Genomic DNA, 19,282 nt, shown 5'->3' with positions numbered 1-19,282 from the left:
CCGCTCAGGAGGGCAGCGCGTCCACGTAGACCCAGGCGCCGCCCAGGCGGGCGAAGCGGCTGTGCTCCACCATCTCCCCGTCCCGGCCGCCCTCCCGGTAGCGGGCGCGAAAGCGCACCGTGCCGTCGGTGTGGAAGGGGGTGCCGCCGCCGGTCTCCAGGATCTCCAGCCCGGTCCACTCGGTGCCCGGGTCGGTCTCCACCCGGGCCGGCCGGGTGTCGGGGTGCCAGGTGCGCTCCAGGTAGGCGCGGTCCCCGACGGCGAAGGCACTGTAGCGCGAACGCATGAGCGCCTCGGCGGTGGCCGCCGCCCGGTCCCCGCGGTGGGCCGGGCCGCAGCAGGAGCCGTACTCCCCGCCCCCGCAGGGGCAGGTGTCGGTGTCCAGGGGGCGGCGGGTGCTGGTGCGTTCTCTGCGCTGCGACATCCTCCCATTGTGGTGCCCCGCGCACGCCGGGAAATCCGCTCGTCCCGCGGCGGGGGCGGCCGTTAGGATCGCCGGGTCCCGCCTCCGAGGGATCGGACGGTGCCCGATGGGAGGCCGCGCCCTCCTGCTCATCGCCGGACTCTTCGTCGCCTCCGTCGGCGACCGGTTCGCCGACATCGCCTTCGCCCTGCACGCCGCGCAGACCGGCTCCAGCGCACTGCTCGCGGCCGTCCTGCTCGCCTCGGCCGTCCCCGAGCTGCTCCTGGGCCTGGTCGGCGGGGTGGTCGCCGACCGGCATCTGCGCACGTGGTGGTGGCCCGCGGCCCTGGCCGTGCAGGCGGCGGTGCTCATCGCCCTGGCCCACCTGCACACCCCCTGGCACCTGGTCGCCGGGGTCGCGCTCAACGGGAGCGTCACCGCCCTGCTCGGCCCGGTGGGGAGCAAACTCCTGGGCGCTCTCGCCCGGGGCCACGAGGAGCGGACGGCCCGCGCCCACACCGCCGCCACGGGGGCCGCGGCGGTGGTCGGCACCGCCCTGGGCGGGGTGTCGTTCGCGGCGGGCAGCCGGGGGACCCTGCTCGTCGTCGCCGGGTGCGCGCTGCTGGTCCTTGCCGGGTGCGCGGCGGCGGTGGCCCGCGGCACGGTGATCGCCCGCGCGGCCCCCGCCGGGCGGACCGCAGCGCTGCTGGGGTTCGGCCGCCTGCTCTCCCCGTCGGTGTTCGGCGCGGCCGGAACCCTGTGCACGGTCGGGGTGCTGCTGGGCACCTCCATCGAGGCGGTCGCGGGCGTGTTCGTCCTCACCGGTTTCACCGGCATGGGCCCGGGCGGCTACGGACTGGCCCTGGCCTCCTGGTCTGCGGGGGTGATGGCGGGCGCCGCCCTGCCGGGCGGATGGGTCCGCCGCCGGATCGCGATGCCGCTGTCCGCCACGGCCATGGGCGCGGCCATCGCCCTGCCCGCGCTGGCGCCCCTGCCCTGGGCCGCGCTGGCCGCGTTCGCCGTCGGCGGCCTGGCCAACGGAGTGTTCAACACGGCACTGGCGACCGTGATCTGGACCCGGGTCGACCCGACCGAGCACGGCCGCGCCTGGGCGGCGTTCCGGTGGATGCTCACCGGCTGCCTGCTCACCGGCCACCTGCTGGGCGCCGCCGCGGGCGCCGACGGGGCCCGCACCCTCATGGTGTGCTCGGGCGCGACCACCGCCCTGGCCGGGGTCGCCTTCCTCCTGAGCCGGCTACGCGCCCCGCACACCGCGTCCACACGGTGAGATCCGCTCTCACCGACCCCTGTGTCGCCAGAGGATCCGACGGCCACCTGTCCCTTTATTCCAGGTTATCGCCCAATTAGGCGATTTGTTAAAAATTGTGACACGAGGGAAAATCCCGCCGAAGCCGGGCCTCAAAAAACCCACGCCGTCCGTTCGACAAAGTGATCATCATCAAAGGACCCCGGACAACATCTGTCCGTAGAAGCACAAATATGCTTGCATGTGCCGCACGAAACGACCGGACCGAGACAACAGCATGAGGCATCGGAAGGCCTCTTCGGAAAACCCAGGAGAACCAGGTGTCCGCTTCCCCCGAGACCGATCTCCCCACCACCCGCATCGGAGTCTCCTCCTCCGACCGTAGTGGCCCTCCCACTCCGAATCGGGCCGCACGGGGCCGCCGATGAGGCCGGACCGGTTCCCCTGGTGCGCCGGAATCCGCTCCCCGAAGAACGAAACGGGCATCCAAGGATCCGCCATCCTCTTCCCTGAGGGCCACGTGGTCACCTGCTGCCACGTCCTCAAGGGTTTCGACCCGGAGAAACAGGAGGTCGTGTGGGTGTGGATCCCAGAGTTGGGAAAAGACCTCCCGGCGACGATCAAGCTCATCGCCGGAGAAGACCAGCCCGACGTCGCCGTGCTCAAGCTGATCAAAGAACCTTCCGTCACACCGGCGACACCCGCCACGATGAACGCCCAGGACCTCTTCCTCCCATCCCTTGCGGGCAATGGATCGGCGATCGTGGCCGACTCCGTCGAAGCCCGCGCCGCCGGGTTTCCCAGCCGACAGGAGGTGGCACACAACGGAGAGGACCGGTCTCCGGAACAGGACGCCACGGCGGTCATGAGCACAATGGACATCAACATCCCGTACTCTCTGGAATCAGTCGGTCGAAACGAGTCGAAACCGTACATGCGCGACTTCACGGTGCTCCCGGAGTCCCAACCGATCACCGAGGGATCCAGCGGCGGCCCGGTCCACATTCCGGACACCGCGCGGGGAGACCACCCGATGGTCATCGGGATGATCTGCTCGAAAAAGCACGAGGGACGCGGCGGCACGATGGTGACCCTGGACGGCATCCGCGCCGTCTGGGACGGCTTCGACGACCTCCTGGACCTCCAATGGGGACCCCTGGACCAAAAGGGGATCAGGGAGCTCCGGGAAGTCGTCCAAGAACTGCCCGGGGACTTGGACTGCGAAGGAATCCTACGCACCATGGGGCTCACCGACGTCCACGACGTGGACGAGCGCATCCCCACCCCGAGGTCCACCTGGCAGTGGATCCGCCATCTCGCCGAGGAACGGCCACAGCACGCCGCGTCGGGTGGCCTGGCCCCCCTGTTCGACTTTCTCGGAGAAGTGGCCTCCCACCTGAGCAGGTCGGGCCGCCCGGCGCGAATTCTCGAACGTTGGCTGCACGACCTGGGCGTCCCCCTCCCCTCACCCTCCGCCCCTCCACGCACTCATGTCTCGGTCATCATCGAGGGCACACCGGGAAGGGCGAACGTACACCTCAGCAAAAGAGTGAACGGGGTCAAGGTGGACGGGGACACCCTCACCCCGAAAAAGAGCAGCGAACCGATGAACAGGGCAAGGAAAAGAATCACCAAGGCCATCGTGGACTTCACCCGGGAAGAACTCGAATCGGGCGGCAGCACCCTGGAGTTCATCGTTCCCTCATCACTGTCCCTGGAGCCCTTCGACCAATGGAGCACCGATCACTCGGAGGTGCTGTCCCGGCGCTATCCCGTAGTCATTTCACATCTCGAACTCCACCAACCCTACCGAGACATTTTCAAAGAGAAATTCTGGAACAAAGAAAACAATATTCACAAGAGCATCAAGAAGGCAAGGGAACAGAAAAGCAAAGGAGATCACACCTTCCGCGGAGCGTTCGGCGAGAACGCCGAGAAATGGCGACAGCTCACAGGTGGGGGATCGAACCCGCCGAAGTTCTTCACGGTCGACTGCGTGAGGGCGTACGAGGTCACCGAGATCGACCTTCCCAGGAACGAACTCGTGCTCAGCCACGTCGTCCTACACGGCAGCGGGAGACCGCTCGCCTACGCCCGCGGCGCCCTGCTGTCCGGCGTCCCGATCTTCCTGGGGCACCGGGACGACTGCGACAGCGCCGCGCACGACCGGTGCCGGGGCGAGACCTACCGACAGGAACTGGCGAACCTGGTCCGCAAGGCCCTGCGGGAGGACCCCGGCCACGGCCCCGTCGACCAGGTCCTGGTCACAAGGATCCATGACGAGCGGCAGACGGCCATCGCCCATCCGAACGAAGAGCGCATCGGCCGCGCACTGTCCCTCATCATCAATAAACCCGAGCTCATCGAAATAAACTCCATCTCACCGAAAACACTCATGGAATAATGCGAGAAACCACGAAATCCTGGAAGATTTTCACGGGTTCCAGAAAGCCCGACTCCGATAAGATCGCCATCCGCCTTCCGGACCCCCCACCGTGGCGGAACTTCCACGCCGAGCACCCCATCGACAATGAACGATATTTCCAATCCCTGAATCGAACCGCCCTCCGGAATGCCGCGGGCGATTCCACATCGCAGAAAGGAGAGGCCACCCCGAGCCGGCACTCGGCTCGCTCCTACGACGCGTCCCCGGAGACCGTCGACCAGGTCAACACCGCCCTGTACCTGCGCCGCCCCCTGTTGGTCACCGGCCCGCCGGGGTCGGGCAAATCCACCCTGGCCGAAGCCGTCGCCTACGAACTCTCCCTCGGACCGGTGCTGCACTGGCCCATCACCAGCCGGTCCACCCTCGCCGACGGCCTGTACCGCTACGACCCCATCGGACGGCTCTACACGGCGAACCACCGGTCCCGCCGGTCTTCCGAGGAGACCCCGCCCGAGGTCGAGGACATCGGCGACCACATCCGCCTGGGCCCCCTGGGCACGGCGCTCCTCCCCTTCCGACGGCCACGCGTCCTGCTCATCGACGAGGTCGACAAGAGCGACATCGACCTGCCCAACGATCTGCTCAACATCTTCGAGCGCGGCTACTACGAGATCCCCGAGCTGATGCGGGCGGATCCAGAGCCCCCGGCCTCCTCCGAGGGCAAGGAGAAGGGGAGGTCCTGCGACGGGGAGGACGTCCCCGCGTCCGGAGTCCAGGTGATGACGGCGGACGGTTCCCTGACCACGACCATTCGCGGGGGCCGCGTCCAATGCCAGGCGTTCCCCCTGGTCATCATGACCAGCAACGGGGAACGGGCCTTCCCACCGGCGTTCCTGCGCCGCTGTATCCGCCTGTCCTTGGAACTGCCCGAGGACGAAGACAAGCTGTACACGATCCTGAAGAACCACTTCAGCGACGCCACCCCGTCCAAACGGGACGCCGCGGGCCTCATCGCCCGGTTCCTCGAACAGCACCGGTCCGACGGGCAGGTGGCCACCGACCAGCTCCTGAACACGGTGTTCATGCACACGCAGATGTCCCAGGCCGACGCCGAGACCAGGGGACGCATGGCCGACCGGCTGCTGCAATCTCTCACGGACTCCGAGGAGTGACCATGTCCTGGGGGGAAGCGTACGCTCACGCCTGCCGGCTCCGGGCCTCCGACACCCCCATCACACCCGAGGAGCGCGCCGAGGCGCTGTGGCTGAGCGCCCAGATCGTCCTAGCCGAGACGGCCGCCCCCCACCCGGCGGCGACCGAGGATTCCGTCCTCGCCGACGCCCCGCCCACTCCCGACCGGGAACCGGAGCACGAACCGCAGACCCCGACCGTGCACACAGAGCGGGGCTCCGCACAGCGAGCCCACCCGACCCGTGTTCCCGATCCCCCTGACACCGGTGGCGGAACCTCGGTGTCCGAGGCCGCGCCCGGGGAGATCCACATGCCTTCGGGACCCGATGGCGAGGAAGGCGGCCCCGCGCACCGGTTACAGCTGGGGCTGCCTCCGATGATCACCGAACGGCTCAAGCTCCAACAGGCGTTGCGGCACCTCAAGCGCCACGTTCCCGCACCTCATCGGATGACACTGGACGAAGAGGCGACGGCCCGCGGAATCGCCGAGAACGCCCTCGTCCACGATTTCCCCTGGTTACCCGTCATGGTCCCGGACCGGGAACGGTGGCTGAGCCTCCTGCTGGTCATCGACACCGGGCCGTCGATGGAGGTATGGCGTCCCCTCGCCGGGGAACTGCGCACCCTCTTGGACGACGTCGGCGTGTTCCGCGTCATCCACGAACGCCATGTCGTCCGGAGCCCGCAGTCGCACACGGGCGGGCTGGGCCTGGCAGTGTCACCGAACGGCCCGCCCAGGGATCCCGCCACCGAAGTGGATCCATCCGCCCGCAGGATGACCCTGGTCCTCAGCGACTGCTCCGGAGCGCACTGGTGGGAGGGCCGGGCCGCCGCCCTCCTGCACCTGCTGGCGGGCAGCGGTCCCACCGCCGTCGTACAGCCACTGTCCGAACGGCAGTGGCGCGCCACCGGCGCACCGACCCTGCGCCACCTGGTCCGTAATCCGCGCCCCGGCGCCCCCAACCGGGAGTTCGTCGTGGGCCTACCGGGAGACGCCCTGCCCGCCCCCGCGGGAACACTTCCCGTCCCGGTGGTGCGCTGTGAGGCGGGGAGCCTGAAGGACTGGGCCGACCTGGTCGTCTCCTCGGGCCGCCCCGTCTCGATGCCGGTGACCCATGTACACCGCACCGACGGATACTCGATGTCCCCCACGGTCACCACCGAGCGGGGACGGGGGATCCGGGACAGGGTGGTCGGGTTCCGGGACACCGCATCCCGTGAGGCCTTCCTCCTTGCCGCGCACACCGCACTGTCCCTGCCGAACCTGGCGATCATGCGGCTCATCCAGGCCGAGCTGGTCGAACGCCGGCTGCTCTCGTCCCTGGACCCGGGGATCTTGTCCGAAGTGCTGCTCAGCGGACTTCTGAAGACGGTGGACGGGCAGCCCAGGACCTACGAATTCATCGAAGGGGCCGCCGAGGCCCTGGTGGCCGAACTGCCGCGCAACTCCGCGGTCCACACCGCGCACCGGCTCATCGAGTTGTCCCGCAGTCCTGATGCCGTACGTTCCCACGGCCGCTCTATGACAGCGGACGTCGTCCTCCCCGGAGACCCCGCGGGAGACCGTCCCGTACCGCCCGGCAGCCGACCCGTCGCCCTGCTCAACCCGCGGGTCGTCCCCCTACTGCGCCGCGCCGACCCCCTGCGCACAAGGGCTGCGACGGGAAAGAGCGGTGGGGCCGCCTCCGATTCGGCTCACCGGCCCCGCACGGAGCCCACGGCGGAGGGAAGCATCCCGCGCGAGCCGCGCGCGCTCCCACATCTGCCTCTGGTGCCCTGGCCACCGCCCGCCCCGCCGCCCTCGGCCCGGTTCGTGACCAGAGATGGGATCGCCCCCGTCATCTCGACCTTCGCAGACGGCGGTGCCCTGGCCCTGGTCGGTCCCGCGGGGACCGGTAAGAGCACCATCGCCGCGGTACTGGCCGGACAGGCCGCCGGTTCTCCTTCGTTCGACCTGGTGCTGTGGGTCGACGCCTCCCATCCGGAACGGGCTCGGGAGGCCTTGGCCCACGCCGCCGGGACCATTCTGATCCCCCCGGCACGGGACCGCGACACCGAGGTCGCCGATCTGCTCGCCTGGACGCAGCGCACCACGTGGCGCTGGTTCGTCATCATGGACGGTGTGGCGCACAGGGAGACCCTGGACCTCATTCCCCCGGCGCGCGGCCGCGGGCGCGTGCTGGTCACCACGCGCGACCGGGAACTGGTCCCCGCCTCCGCCCTCCCGGTCCGGGTGCCCTCCTTCGATACGGCGGAGGCGACCGACCACCTCGTGCGCCTCCTCGGCGACACCCCGTGGAAGGGTTCGCCGCACCTGCACGGCCTCGGCACACTGCTCCGAGGCCACCCCCTGTCCCTGACCATCGCCGCCGCCCACATCACGACGTACCGGATCCCACCCGAGGATTACGCGTCCCGGTGGGCGAAGACCTCCGGCCACATCGTGGACGACACCCTGCACCGGACGGTGCAATGTTCGCTAGAGGTATGGGAGGCCAGGGAGGGTGCGCGCTCCCTGGCCGCGCGCAACCTGCTGTTCGCCCTGAAACTGCTCGGCCGCGAGGTACCGGGCGAGCTGCTGCGCACCCGGGCGCTGCGCCTCCGCATGGCCGCGCTCCTGAAGGCCGACACGTTCTCACCCGATTCCCTGCGGCACCACCTGAGCAGGGCCGGCCTGATCATCGTGGACGGCACCGGTCCAGGGGACGTGGTACGGCTCGTCGGCGGGATCACCGTTCCTTTCCACGAACCCTGGTACGCGAGTATCGTCGACACGGCCCGGGCGACGGTCCGGGCGCTGGTGGAGGCATGGCATGCCGCGGACTCCCCCGTTCTTCGAGCGCGGTTGCGCTCGTGCGCCCTCTCCCTCGCCGAGGGCGAGTCCATGATGCTGCCCCCCGAACGGTCCGGCGTCGACCTCCGGGCCCGTGTCGCCGATTATCGGGGCTTGACGTCCGACATGCTCGCCACGGTCCTGGGGCCCGATCTCCCGAGGACCACCACCAAGCAAAACCGACCATAACCACCATAGGGCGACATTATTCCCTGAAACCACATGTGGCCCATAAACCCATCAAACCCCTCCGACCATTATTCCTCCTGTAAAATCGCCATTCCCGGCCACAGACAAGGATTATGGGAGTTGGCGACCGAACCCAGCCCGAACGCGACCGCACACCTGTGCTCGCAGTACGAGCACTATCTCCGGGCCGCGCGGGAGGCCGATCTGAGCGAACCTCCCATCAACGGCCCCCGAGCCGTCGACCTGCTGGAAGAGCTGGCCCGCCGTATCTCCGCCGAAGGGGCCGTCCCCTGGTCCTGCCTGATGGAGCTGGAGAGAAAGTTGGGCTCGCATCTCAAGCCCCGCCACTCCGCCGAGTCCGGGGTCCGGGCCCACACGAGTGCACACGGCGTCAGCGGGGAACCGGTCTCCCGCCCGCTCGCGGGTCGCCCCGGGCGGGCGCCCCGGCGCAGCCTGACCTGCCCGGTGGAGGAGTACCCCTGCTCCCTACGGAAGGAGTTCGTCGGATCCGAGGACGTGATCTGTCCGGTCACCCGACGCCCCATGGCCGGCTGAGGCCGAGCACACGAAAGGCACCACAGCGGTGAACCCCCTCCTGTTGGAGATCGGCAAACAGGCCACCGACCACTGGAAACCCCATCTGGCGCTACCGGGGGTCGCCTTCCTCCTCGCCGTCGCCGCCGTCGCCCTCGTGGACACGGGCGCCCTCACCGACACCGCGTCCCTGCGCGCCGAAGCCGCCCCGCTGTGGCGTGCGTTGTCGTGGTACACCTCCTCGGCCACGGTGGCCGTGACCGTCACCCTCGCCCTCGTCGCCGCGGGGCTGCTCCCGGCCCACCTGGCCCGGGCCCTGGGTGCGCGGTGCGGACGCCGCTGGTTGGCCGAGGGGGTGTACGAACGGGTGCTGGCCTGGAACACACCCCTGCGCAGGCGCCGCTGGCGGAGATTGCGCCGCAAGGAGGAGGAGAAGGAGTACAAGAGCCTGGCCCGCGCGGCCGAAGGAGGGCGCGATGCCGTCCCGGAGCACGCACAGCTGAATCCCGAGCGTCACCGCAGCACTCGGTACTGCCCGGTAGAGCCGAGCCGCCCGACCTGGATGGCCGACCGCCTCGCCGCCGTGCAGACGCGGATCTCCCACTGGTACGGGATCGATCTGTACTGGTCATGGCCCCATCTCCTCCAGGTGCTCCCCGACCGGGCCAGAGACGACCTCGTCGCCGCGGAGGACGCCTTCACCCGGGCCCGCACCCTGAGCGGCTGGGGCCTGCTCCACCTGTCCACCGCCGCACTGTGCGGACTCCACCTGACCCTAGGGGTCACCGCCCCCTCGTGGCCGCTGCCCGTCGCACCGTGGGACCCCTGGGCATCGGCGCTCCTGGCCGCGGCCGGCACCGTGATGTACACAACAGGCCGGATCCGGGCCGAGGACGCGATCGCCCACCTGGCCGATCTGATGGAGTCCTACTACGACCTCTACGGCCTGGACCTGGCCAGAGCCCTGGGCCTGGACGTCGGCCGAGGCTCCTTGGCAGCGTTCGGTGTCCGTATCACCAACCTGACCGGCAAGTTCCCTCGCGAGCCGACAGTGCAGGAGCACTTGGCCGGGAAACGGATCGACAAAAGCCTCCAAAAGGACAAAAATCACAAAAGTACGACAAAGCAAAAACGGAAATAGAGCAACGAGCACCCCAGAAACAACACCCGCCCCACAGTTTCATCAGCGAACAACGCAAATCCGTTGAAGAGCCCCACCGAAACCAGTAAAGTGATGCCCCCTAACATTTTTCGGATGGTGCGACCAGCACCGTGAGAACGGATATCGATCACCGTTCCCCACCACAACTGGACATCACGAAGGGACGGGTTGCGTGGCCCACACCCCCCGTGCGACTCCGACCCGGCGGACCGCCCTCGCCGTGGTCTGCCTTCCACTCCTGCTTCTCGGGGTTCCCGCGCCCGCCGCGGCGCTCGCCCCCGCACCGGTTCCGCAAGCCGCCGCCGAGGACGAGGACCCCACCCCCCTGGACATCGTGATCCTGGTGGACGAGTCCGGCTCCCTCACCGACGAGGACGTGGCGGAGGAGGCCAAAGCCGCCTCCGCCCTGGCACAGAGCGTCCTCAACCCCGGGTCCCGGGTCGCCGTGTTCGGCTTCGGCAGCAACAACGGCCCCGGCCAGATCGCCTCCCGGGAGGTGTGCGCCCCCACCTTCACCGACGAGGAGGTCGGACGCCAGTACCTCGCCGACTGCACCGACGACCTCCACCGGCGCGACGACACCGAGGGCAACGACACCGACCACGCCCTGGCCCTGGACTCCGCCCTGAACGTGCTCGGCGACCCGGACTCCCCCGCAGGCTCGGCCAAGCTGGTCTTCCTCCTCACCGACGGCGCCCTCGACGTCGGCGACAGCCCCGGGCACGGGCCGCCCGACCGGCGCAACGAGAACGCCGCCGCACTCATCGACGAACACCTCGCCCAGGCCCGCGAAACAGGCGTACAGGTCTGGCCCCTGGGCTTCGGCGACGCCATCGACCGCGACCAGCTCGACGACTTCGCCGCAGGCGGCGCCGACAGCGAATGCAGCGACCTGGACGTCGCCGCCCCCACCGCACGCGTCGTCGAGGACTCCTCCGACGTCCTGGACACCTTCCAGGAGGCCCTGGCCGCCGCCACCTGCTCCGCCCTGAGCGACCCCGACGGCGACACCCTGCCCGGCGGCGACACCGTCACCCTCTCCGTCGAGGTCCCGGTCATGGCCACCGACGGCGCGCTCATGGTCGTCAAGAACAACCCCGCCATCACCGTCGAGTACACCGACCCCGACGGCACCACGGTGGACACCTCCCACAACGAGCACAACGGCTCCCCGATCTCCCTCAGCGGCCGCAACGGCCCGGTCGAGGTCCTGCGCATGGTCGACCCGAACCCCGGCACCTGGCAGGTCCGGCTCACCTCACCCGCGGGAACCCCCGAAGAACCCGTGACGGCGCGCATCCAGTGGAAGGGCTTCATCAACACCCACCTGGGCATCGAGACCACCGGGAACGCGAACGCGGTCGACCTCATCGTCTACATCCGCACCCGGCGCGGCCCGGTCACCGACCCCGAGGCCCTGTCCACCCTCACCTTCACCGCCCAGGTGACCTACCCGTCCGGCGACACCGCCGACATCACCCTGCGCGACGACGGCACCCCGCCCGACGACGCCGAGCACGACGGACAGTACTCGGGCACCATCGAGATCCCCGAGGGCACGGACTCCTTCGAGGTGACCAGCCGCGTCCAGGGCCCCGGCATCTCCGACGACGTGCGCACCGTCCCCCACACCCTCGACGCCGGGGCCCTGGACCTGTCGGCCGCGATCACCATCGACGACCCGCCCGCCGAGGTCTGGCCCGGCACCCTCATCGAGGGGACCCTCACCGTCGCCAACCAGGGATCCGACCCCCGGGACGTCCTGCTGACCCTGGACGCCCCCGAAGGGCTCCTGGCCTCACTGGAACAGGACACCACCTCCTTCGCACCGGGCAACGGCGAGACCGCCTTCGGCATCCGCGTCGGCGAGGGCTCGGAGCCGTCCTCCGCCCCCGTCGCGTTCACCGTCGGAGCCGAGAACGCGGACGGCACCCGGCTGACCGTCTCGCAACCGGTCCAGGTACAGGTGCGCACCCCGCCCGGCATCCTGGAACGGTTCGTGTGGCTGTGGTCGGCGCTGACCCTCGCCCTGGCCGCCGCCGGCCTCCTGCTCGTCCTCGCCCTGATCCGGCGCAGGGAGGCCCGCGACGTCCGCGGACTGGTCGTCCGCCTCCACCGCGGCGGCTCGGTCATCGGCCCCCACCTGCGCGCCCCCAGCCGCCGGGCCTCCTCCTTCGCCCTCACCATCACCGACCCGGACGGCTCCCTGCCCCGCCTGGAGAACGCCACCGGACGCGGACCCGCCGCGGCCTACCGCGTCGAACGCCGACCCGACGGGGTGCGCCTGAGCCCCCCGCGCGGCCCCGCCCGCACCGTACGGTTCGCCGAACCCGCCGCCGTCACCGCCGACCTGGCCCTGTCGTTCGTCGACGAGCGCCGCCCGCGCGGCCCCCGACCGGACCGGCGAAGACCCCAACGCACCGACCCCCCGGGCACCGCCCCCCTCGGCGAGGAGCGGCCGCCTCCCCGCGGCGGCGGCATCCGCCTCGACTGACTGTTCCCCCGCACGCAACGTCGAAGGGCCCGTCCTCCATGGCGATGAAGCTCTACCAACCCCTGCTCCACGTCGGCCTCGGCGGCACCGGCTGCCGGGTGGGCGCCGAACTCGAACGACGCATGCGCGAAGAACTGTGCGGCCCCGACGGCACCGAGTTCCAGCAGCTGCGCCCCGGCGCCGACCTGCTCCCCTACCAGCTGCCCGCCTGCACCCAGTTCGTCTACGCCGACGTCAACCGCAGCGAACTCGACGGCCTGCCCGAACTCGTCGTCCCCGGCCGCCAGCACCTCCCCGCCGTCGAGCGCACCGCCCACTACGTCCGCGACCTGGTACCGGAGGTGCACACCTACCCCGAGGCCGCCCGCAGCCTGCGGCTGAGCGCGGGTTCCACCGTGGAATCCTGGCTGCCGCCCGCCGACAAGGAACCGCGGGTCGCCCCCCTGGACCGGGGCGCCGGGCAGTTCCCGACCGTGGGCCGCGCCGCGCTCTTCGAGACCTTCCGCGGCGGTGTCGGACCCGCGGTGGCCCCCCTGCGCGCCGCCATCAGCCGCATCGCCACCTCCGCCGGGGACCTGGCCGCCCTCGGCGGATCCCTGCCCCGCTCCTGCGACGTCTTCGTGTCCTTCTCCGTGGCCGGCGGTACCGGCGCCGGCATCTTCTACGACTACCTGCACCTCATCTCGCACGCCTTCGAAGGCTCGGGGCTGCGCATCAAGATCTACCCGCTGATCCTCATGCCCTCGGCGTTCGACGAAGGCTTCGGCGGCGGACGCAACGCCCGCCTCAACGCCGGCCGGGCCCTGCTCGACATGTTCCGCCTCGTCGACGACCAGAACAGCCGCCAAGCCGAGCTGGAACTGGTCGGGGACCGCCGCAGAACGCCCACGGGCCCGGACGACACCTCCGTGGTCTACCCGGTCGAGGGGCTCATCCGGATCCCGCCCTCCACCGTCCAGACCGCCTTCCTGTTCAGCCGCCCCACCGGCACCGACCGCGAGGACCTGCACCGGTCGGTGTCCTCGCTGATCCTCGCCCTGGCGGGCACCGACATCGACCACCGGCCCGACTCCGGGGGCGCCCACCAGGAGAACCACCAGTCCTTCGCCGACAGCTTCATCAACAACCAGGCCGACCGCGAGTCCATCGCCGAGACCGGCATCGGCAACCGCGGTGTGTCCACCTCCCTGGTCGCCTCCCTCACCGTGCCCGTCGACGAACTGTCCGACATCATCGGCTCCCGGTTGCTGCGCTCGGCCGTGGAGGACATGCAGGCGTCCCCGCACCCCGACCCCGCCCGCACCGAGGCCCTCGTCCAGGGGTTCTTCTCCGCCGCCAACCTGCACCCCCTGTTGTCCCGGCCCGGCATGGAGTTCGCCGAACCCCCTCCGGCCACCGGCGCCAGGGAGATCGGCCACGCCCTGTACGACCGGCTCGCCGCCATGAAACAGAGCCTGGAGGCGCTGCGCCACAAGCTCTCCTACGAGGTCCCCGAACTGGCGCAGAACTTCGACCACCGGGCCGGGGTGCGCGACCTGCTCACCCGCGCCGACCCCTTCCACGCCCTGCGCATCATCAACGGCGACCCCCAGAGCAGCGACCCCCTGGGCCGTACCGGCGTGCTCAACCTGCTCCAGCAGCGGCGCAACGTCCCCGAACCCCCCGAGGGGACCACCGGGCCCCCGCCCCTGCCCGAACTGCGCGACCGGCTCGGCGTCGTCATGCGCCTGAAGTACACCGACCCGCCGGTCGCCGCCGCCCGCGCCGACCAGGACCGCTGGTACGACTGGCGGACCAGGGTGGTGTGGGCCGAGGCCTGGTCCGCCGTCACCCCCCGTTGGAGCCGCTCCGGCACCCAGCTGCGCCGCGAACTGAACTCCCTGACCCAACGCCTGGAAGAGCACGCCCGCACCGACCACACCCGCTTCGAGCGGCTCTCCCAGCAGCTCTACCGCCCCCGCACCGGGATCTCCTACCTGCTGCCGCCCTCCGGCCGAGACCTGGAGCCGTTCTTCGTCCGGGTCCGCGACCACCTGATCCACCACCTGCACGAGACCGGACGGCTGCACGTCTCCCCCACCGACGCCGAACTGGTCCAGGCCGTCATCGGCCCGCTGAGCTGGCGCACCGCCTTCGACATCAGCCTGGACCGCGGCCCCGGCGAAGCCCTCGGCTACCTGCGCGAGACCCTCAAGTCCCAGATCAAACGCTTCCTGCGCGACACCGACGCACAGCGCACACCACTGCTCCCCCGCCTGGCCGACCTGCTCACCAACGCGGCGGGGCAAGGCGGGGAGGGCCTCGCCGACGCCGATCTGGCCCGCTTCCGGTCCCAGATCGCCGGACTGCTGCCGGTCGGCTACACACCCCAGGGCAACGGCCCCCTCAAACTCCTCATCACCTACCACTCCGCCGCCCCCGACCCCAAGGTCGAGAACTACCTCCGGGAGTCCCTCAACCTCCCCCAGGGTGCGGGCCAGACCTACGAGTTCCGCGCGGTGAGCACCGAAAGCGTCAGCGTCGTCCTGTTCCGCAGCTCCATGAGCATCACCGAGGTGCCCGAGGTCCGCGACGTCCTACGGCTGTGGGACAGCGCCCTGGACCGCCCCCAGGCCCAGGACTACCTGCCCTGGCGGCAGCGGCTGGGCCACGACTTCGCCTACCTGGCCACCACGGAGGAACACCGCGTGCACATCCTGCACCGGCTCCTCAACGCCCTATGGAACGGCCGGGCCACCGCCTCCATGGACGACACCTCCCCCACCCGCATCAGTTTCACCTTCGGTGGCGGGGTGACCATGCCCCTCGAACTCGTGGGCCTGCGCGGGACCTCCTCCTGGGGCTCCCTGATCCAGGCGTACGAACGGTGGGCGTTCAACGCCGAGGACGGGATCGCCAACCAGTTCAGCGCCCAGCTCATGGCCGAACTGCCCCACCGGATCGAGAGCACCCCCGAGCCGCCCGACCCCCTCTTCACCACCCTGTACGAACTCGCCCGCGGCGGAAGGGAGGCCGAGGAACTGGAACGGCTCGCCGCGAACCTCAGCGGCCCCTCGCGCACCCGGGCCCTGCAACTGCGCGACTTCTGGACGCGCACCCTGCCCGCCGCCCTGCGCCTGGAGTTCCGGGGGGTGTCGGCGCCCGCCTACAACGACCTCCAGACCCTCTTCACCGAACACTCGCGCTGGAAGCGGCAGCAGGACGAACGGCCACCGCAGGACACCCGCACCCTCGAACGCAACCCCTGGGGGCCGGCCCCCGGCACACCGCCCTACTACGACCTCCCGTACGAGCGCGGCGAAGGGGAAGGCGGACGCCTCTGATGAACGTCCGCCTGCTCGACCTGCGCGACAGCGACCCCGCGCACGCCAAGGAGACCGCCCGCGCGCGATTCGGCACCGGCACCCCCCTGGGCTCCGGACGGCTCCTGGTCCTGGACCGCACCGACCTGCTCGCCGGACACACCCGGGCCTACGAGGAACTGCTCACCGGCGGCCGCGTCCGCTGGCTGGTGTGCGTCGTGTGCGGCCCGCCCGTCACCGCCGACGACGACGGCCGCAGAATCCTCCTGCGACCCGGCCCGCTCGGCACCGACCGCGACGTGGCCACCCTGTGGGTCGGCGACGGCGACGGCATGGAATGGGGACCGCGCCCCTCCGACCTGCCGCGCACCCGACCGGGCACGACACCGGGCGACCACCGGGGCCTGAAAGACCTCACCGACCTCCTGGTCCGGGAGGAGGTCTTCGACCGCGTCATCGAGATCAGCCGGGAACTGCCCGATGCCGTCGCCGCCCCCGGCCTGTCCCTCACCGACCCCGGCAGCAGCACCGACGCCGTCACCTCGGCGCTCACCCGCGCCCTCCGGCGCTTCACGGCACCGGCCCCCGCCCCGGACATGCCCCTGTCCGCCGGACGGAGCACCGGCATCCTCATCGACCTGCTGGAGGGAACACACCGCTCCGCCTTCGGCACCGACGACCCCGGCAACGGGGAACTGGCCCGCCACGAGGCCCGGGCACGCGACGAGATCGCCGGGGTCCGCGACCTCATGACGATGGCGGCCTCACCCCTGGGCGCCGCGCACACCTCCCCCGCGACCATCCTCGAAGAGGGACTGCCACAGGCCGGACGCGCCCTGGCCGACTACCGCACCCGGGTCGAGCAACTGGCCACCCGCGTCCACTCCCTCCCCGACGAACGCGTCCACGGCGAACTCGACCGGTGGGGCGTCGGCGGCCTCCCGCCCTCCGACGAGGACGTCACCGAGGCCCTCGACCTGGTGGCCGACCGGGTCGAGACCCGGCTCCGACAGGGCACCCCGCCGCACGGCGTCATCACCTGGCTGGACCGGGCGGCCGAACGCATCGCCCCCCGCACGACACCGCCCACGCTCTCCCGCATCCGCGAGCGGATCCCCGACCGCCTCATCGCCGCACTGGAGTCACCCGCTCCCCCCACCCCGCCCGGCATCGTGTCGCCCCTGCTGGCAGCCGCATTCCTGCTGCCCCTGGCAGCCGCCCTCATCGGGGGCGTGTGGGGGCTGGCGAGCGGGATCGCCCTGGCCGTGGGCTGGGTCTGCGCACTCACCCTGGGACTGCACCGGGCGGCCCCGACCCGGGACACCTTCGCCGTGACGGGCGCGCACGCCCTCCTGGGCTTCACGGGCCTGGCCGCCGGGCTGCTGCTCAGCACCGTGATCACCCTCCCCACCTGGCTGCCGCCCCCACTGGCGGCCCTGATGGTCCTGATCGTCGGCACGATCACCGGAGGCCTGGTACTCCTGACCGCCTGGTCCGCGTTGATCACCCGCTGGCGGAGGGAATCCGCACTGGACGAGGCCGAGACCGCCGTCGGCGACCTGACCCGCCTGGTGGACCTGCTGGCCCGCGAGGAATGGCGGACCGTGACCGGGCGCAGAAGGCTGGCGGACGGGATCCGCGCCGCCTCCGCGGCCCTGCGCGCCATCTCCGACTCCCTCGCCGAGACCGCACGCGACCTGCCCCCGCCCACGACCCACCCCGCCGAACTGGAGGCGGTGCTCTCCCGCGACCTCGCCGACCTGACCACCACCGCCCTGAGCGGACTGTGGAACGTGCTGCGCAGCGGCATCCCCGCACAGGACGCCTACGGGCACGCCCGCTCGTCCATCACCGAGCTGATCGACGCCTACCTCGACCACGTGCAGCAGGTCGGCCCGCACACACCCCCCGACTTCTCCCGCCGCGACGGCACCCGGCGCACCTACCGGGCCTTCGACCTCGAACGGGCCCTGCACACCCTGCGGACCCCCGCCCACGAGCGAATGCTGCAACTGTGCGACCCCGACCAGACCCCCCTGCTGAGCACGGCGCTCACCACCGTCAGAGAGATCCGCTTCGCCCCCCTGGGCCTGCGCGACCACTTCGACACCCCCACCGCGCAGGACCCCGCCCCCAAGAACACGGTATGGACCCACGGCGGCCGCTGGGTCGGCGTCCTGCGGCTGTTCCCCCTGCGGACCGGCACGGTGCGCACCCGGTGGGACGACACCGCGGGGGCCGACACCGCCCCCGACACCCCCGCGTCCCCACCCACCGGCCCCTACGGCATGCGCATGGCCGACACCGAGGACACCGTCGCCACGCCCCCCGAAGACGGCACCGCCGCCGCCCCGGCCCACCCGCGCCCGGCGCCCGACGGAACGCCCCCCGAGGAGGACTACTTCCGTTGAGTGACACGTCCGAGCCGCAGGGCCTCTACCTGACCCCCTTCCACGAGACCGTGCCCTGCCGCCTCGTCCCCCTGCCCGACACGGACCCCGGCGACCCCCCGCACCCACTGCTGACCTGCGTCCCGGTCCGCGACGAGATACGGCGATGCGACCTGCTCCTGCTCTCGGTGGACCCCGACGCCCACCGGCGCCCCCAGGACCGGGCCAAGGCCTACACCGCCCTGGACAACGAGATCGCCGCCGGAACGCGCATCGCCCGCGGCACCCGCGGCGCCCACCCCCGTGAGCTGAGCCGCCTGGTCGGCCACCACGACGACCCGGAGAGGCCGTTCGCCCTCCTGGAACCACCGCGGGGCATCCCCCTGTCCGCTCTGTCGACCCGGCGGCGCCTCTTCGAGGAGGAACGCCTGCTGTTCCGGGACGGCCTGCTGCGCGCACTGACCATCCTGGACTCCTGCGGGGTCGTGCACCGCGACATCACCCCCGACACCGTCTACTGGGACGAACGCGACGGCACCCTACAGATCCGCGGATTCACCGAGGCGACCGTCGCGGGCACCCCCCGCACCGCGGTGGGGACCGCCCCCTGGTCCTCCCACGAACAGCGTGAGGGGACCGGCCGCTGCGACCCCCGCGACGACCTCTGGTCGGCGGGCCTCGTCCTGTTCCAGGCACTGACCGGATACGACGCCGCCGGACACGGCGTCCTCCCGCTCCAGGACCACCCCGACCTCGAACCCCTGCTGCTCCCGGTGCTCGTGCGCGCCGCCGAGGAACGCACCACCGCCGACGCCCTCTTCACCCGGACCACAGGGGAGCCACCACCGCTCACCGGAGGCGTCGACGGCCACCTCGCCCCCGGACGCGCCCGCTTCCTGCGCGACCGCGCCCACAAACGGGAGGTCCTGGGACTGCCCCCGGACGAGGCCGAGGAACGACCGGGCCCTGCCCCGACGGAACCGGCCACCGACTCCGACCCGCCCCCGGAGTACACGACGGTTACCGGGCCGGCCACCCCCGCGACCGCCCGCTCCTGGGGGCGCATCCTGCTGCTGCTGGCCGCCCTCACGGCCGCGACCGTCGCCCTGTTCATCTACCTGGGATGACCCG

General features: G+C 71.0%; 11 protein-coding genes. 10 read left to right on the top strand and 1 reads right to left on the bottom strand.

What is annotated here, in order from left to right; all coding sequences use genetic code 11:
* Window positions 1–4 precede the first annotated feature (4 nt).
* Complete coding sequence (locus QJS33_RS02110) at window positions 5–424, bottom strand: YchJ family protein (RefSeq protein ID WP_306366117.1); 420 nt, start codon at window positions 422–424, stop codon at window positions 5–7.
* 106 nt (window positions 425–530) lie between these two features.
* On the opposite strand from QJS33_RS02110, the gene QJS33_RS02105 reads away from it, so the two are divergent.
* The 10 genes from QJS33_RS02105 (at window position 531) to QJS33_RS02060 (ending at window position 19,278) form a co-directional block, all read left to right on the top strand.
* On the top strand, window positions 531–1,691 hold the full coding sequence (locus tag QJS33_RS02105) for a hypothetical protein (protein ID WP_306366116.1): 1,161 nt from the start codon (window positions 531–533) through the stop codon (window positions 1,689–1,691).
* Between the two features lie 403 nt (window positions 1,692–2,094).
* Entirely contained in the window at window positions 2,095–4,074 is a 1,980-nt protein-coding gene (locus QJS33_RS02100; RefSeq protein WP_306366115.1) for a trypsin-like peptidase domain-containing protein, read from the top strand.
* Window positions 4,074–5,228, top strand: a complete 1,155-nt coding sequence (locus QJS33_RS02095) for a MoxR family ATPase (protein WP_306366114.1) — start codon at window positions 4,074–4,076, stop codon at window positions 5,226–5,228. Before QJS33_RS02100 ends, QJS33_RS02095 begins: the two co-directional genes overlap by 1 nt.
* Before the next feature lie 2 nt (window positions 5,229–5,230).
* Window positions 5,231–8,269 (top strand): SAV_2336 N-terminal domain-related protein, encoded by a 3,039-nt coding sequence (locus tag QJS33_RS02090; protein ID WP_306366113.1) that lies wholly within the window; start codon window positions 5,231–5,233, stop codon window positions 8,267–8,269.
* Window positions 8,270–8,389: 120 nt separating this feature from the next.
* Complete coding sequence (locus QJS33_RS02085) at window positions 8,390–8,824, top strand: hypothetical protein (RefSeq protein WP_306366112.1); 435 nt, start codon at window positions 8,390–8,392, stop codon at window positions 8,822–8,824.
* Between the two features lie 28 nt (window positions 8,825–8,852).
* Entirely contained in the window at window positions 8,853–9,944 is a 1,092-nt protein-coding gene (locus QJS33_RS02080; protein ID WP_306366111.1) for a hypothetical protein, read from the top strand.
* A 193-nt stretch (window positions 9,945–10,137) separates the two neighbouring features.
* Window positions 10,138–12,459, top strand: coding sequence for a vWA domain-containing protein (locus QJS33_RS02075; protein ID WP_306366110.1), 2,322 nt, complete (start codon window positions 10,138–10,140; stop codon window positions 12,457–12,459).
* A 38-nt stretch (window positions 12,460–12,497) separates the two neighbouring features.
* Entirely contained in the window at window positions 12,498–15,782 is a 3,285-nt protein-coding gene (locus QJS33_RS02070) for a tubulin-like doman-containing protein (protein WP_306366109.1), read from the top strand.
* Complete coding sequence (locus QJS33_RS02065; RefSeq protein WP_306366108.1) at window positions 15,782–18,172, top strand: hypothetical protein; 2,391 nt, start codon at window positions 15,782–15,784, stop codon at window positions 18,170–18,172. The genes QJS33_RS02070 and QJS33_RS02065 overlap by 1 nt, the downstream gene beginning before the upstream one ends.
* The gene (locus QJS33_RS02060; RefSeq protein WP_306366107.1) at window positions 18,169–19,278 is read left to right on the top strand and encodes a hypothetical protein; all 1,110 of its coding nucleotides are present in this window, start codon (window positions 18,169–18,171) and stop codon (window positions 19,276–19,278) included. The genes QJS33_RS02065 and QJS33_RS02060 overlap by 4 nt, the downstream gene beginning before the upstream one ends.
* Window positions 19,279–19,282: the final 4 nt, after the last annotated feature.

The organism is Nocardiopsis sp. CC223A (genome assembly GCF_030766825.1).
Classification (GTDB): Bacteria; Actinomycetota; Actinomycetes; order Streptosporangiales; family Streptosporangiaceae; genus Nocardiopsis.
The sequence above is the reverse complement of the archived record's forward strand: the minus strand, read 5'-3'. Positions and strand labels throughout refer to the sequence as shown.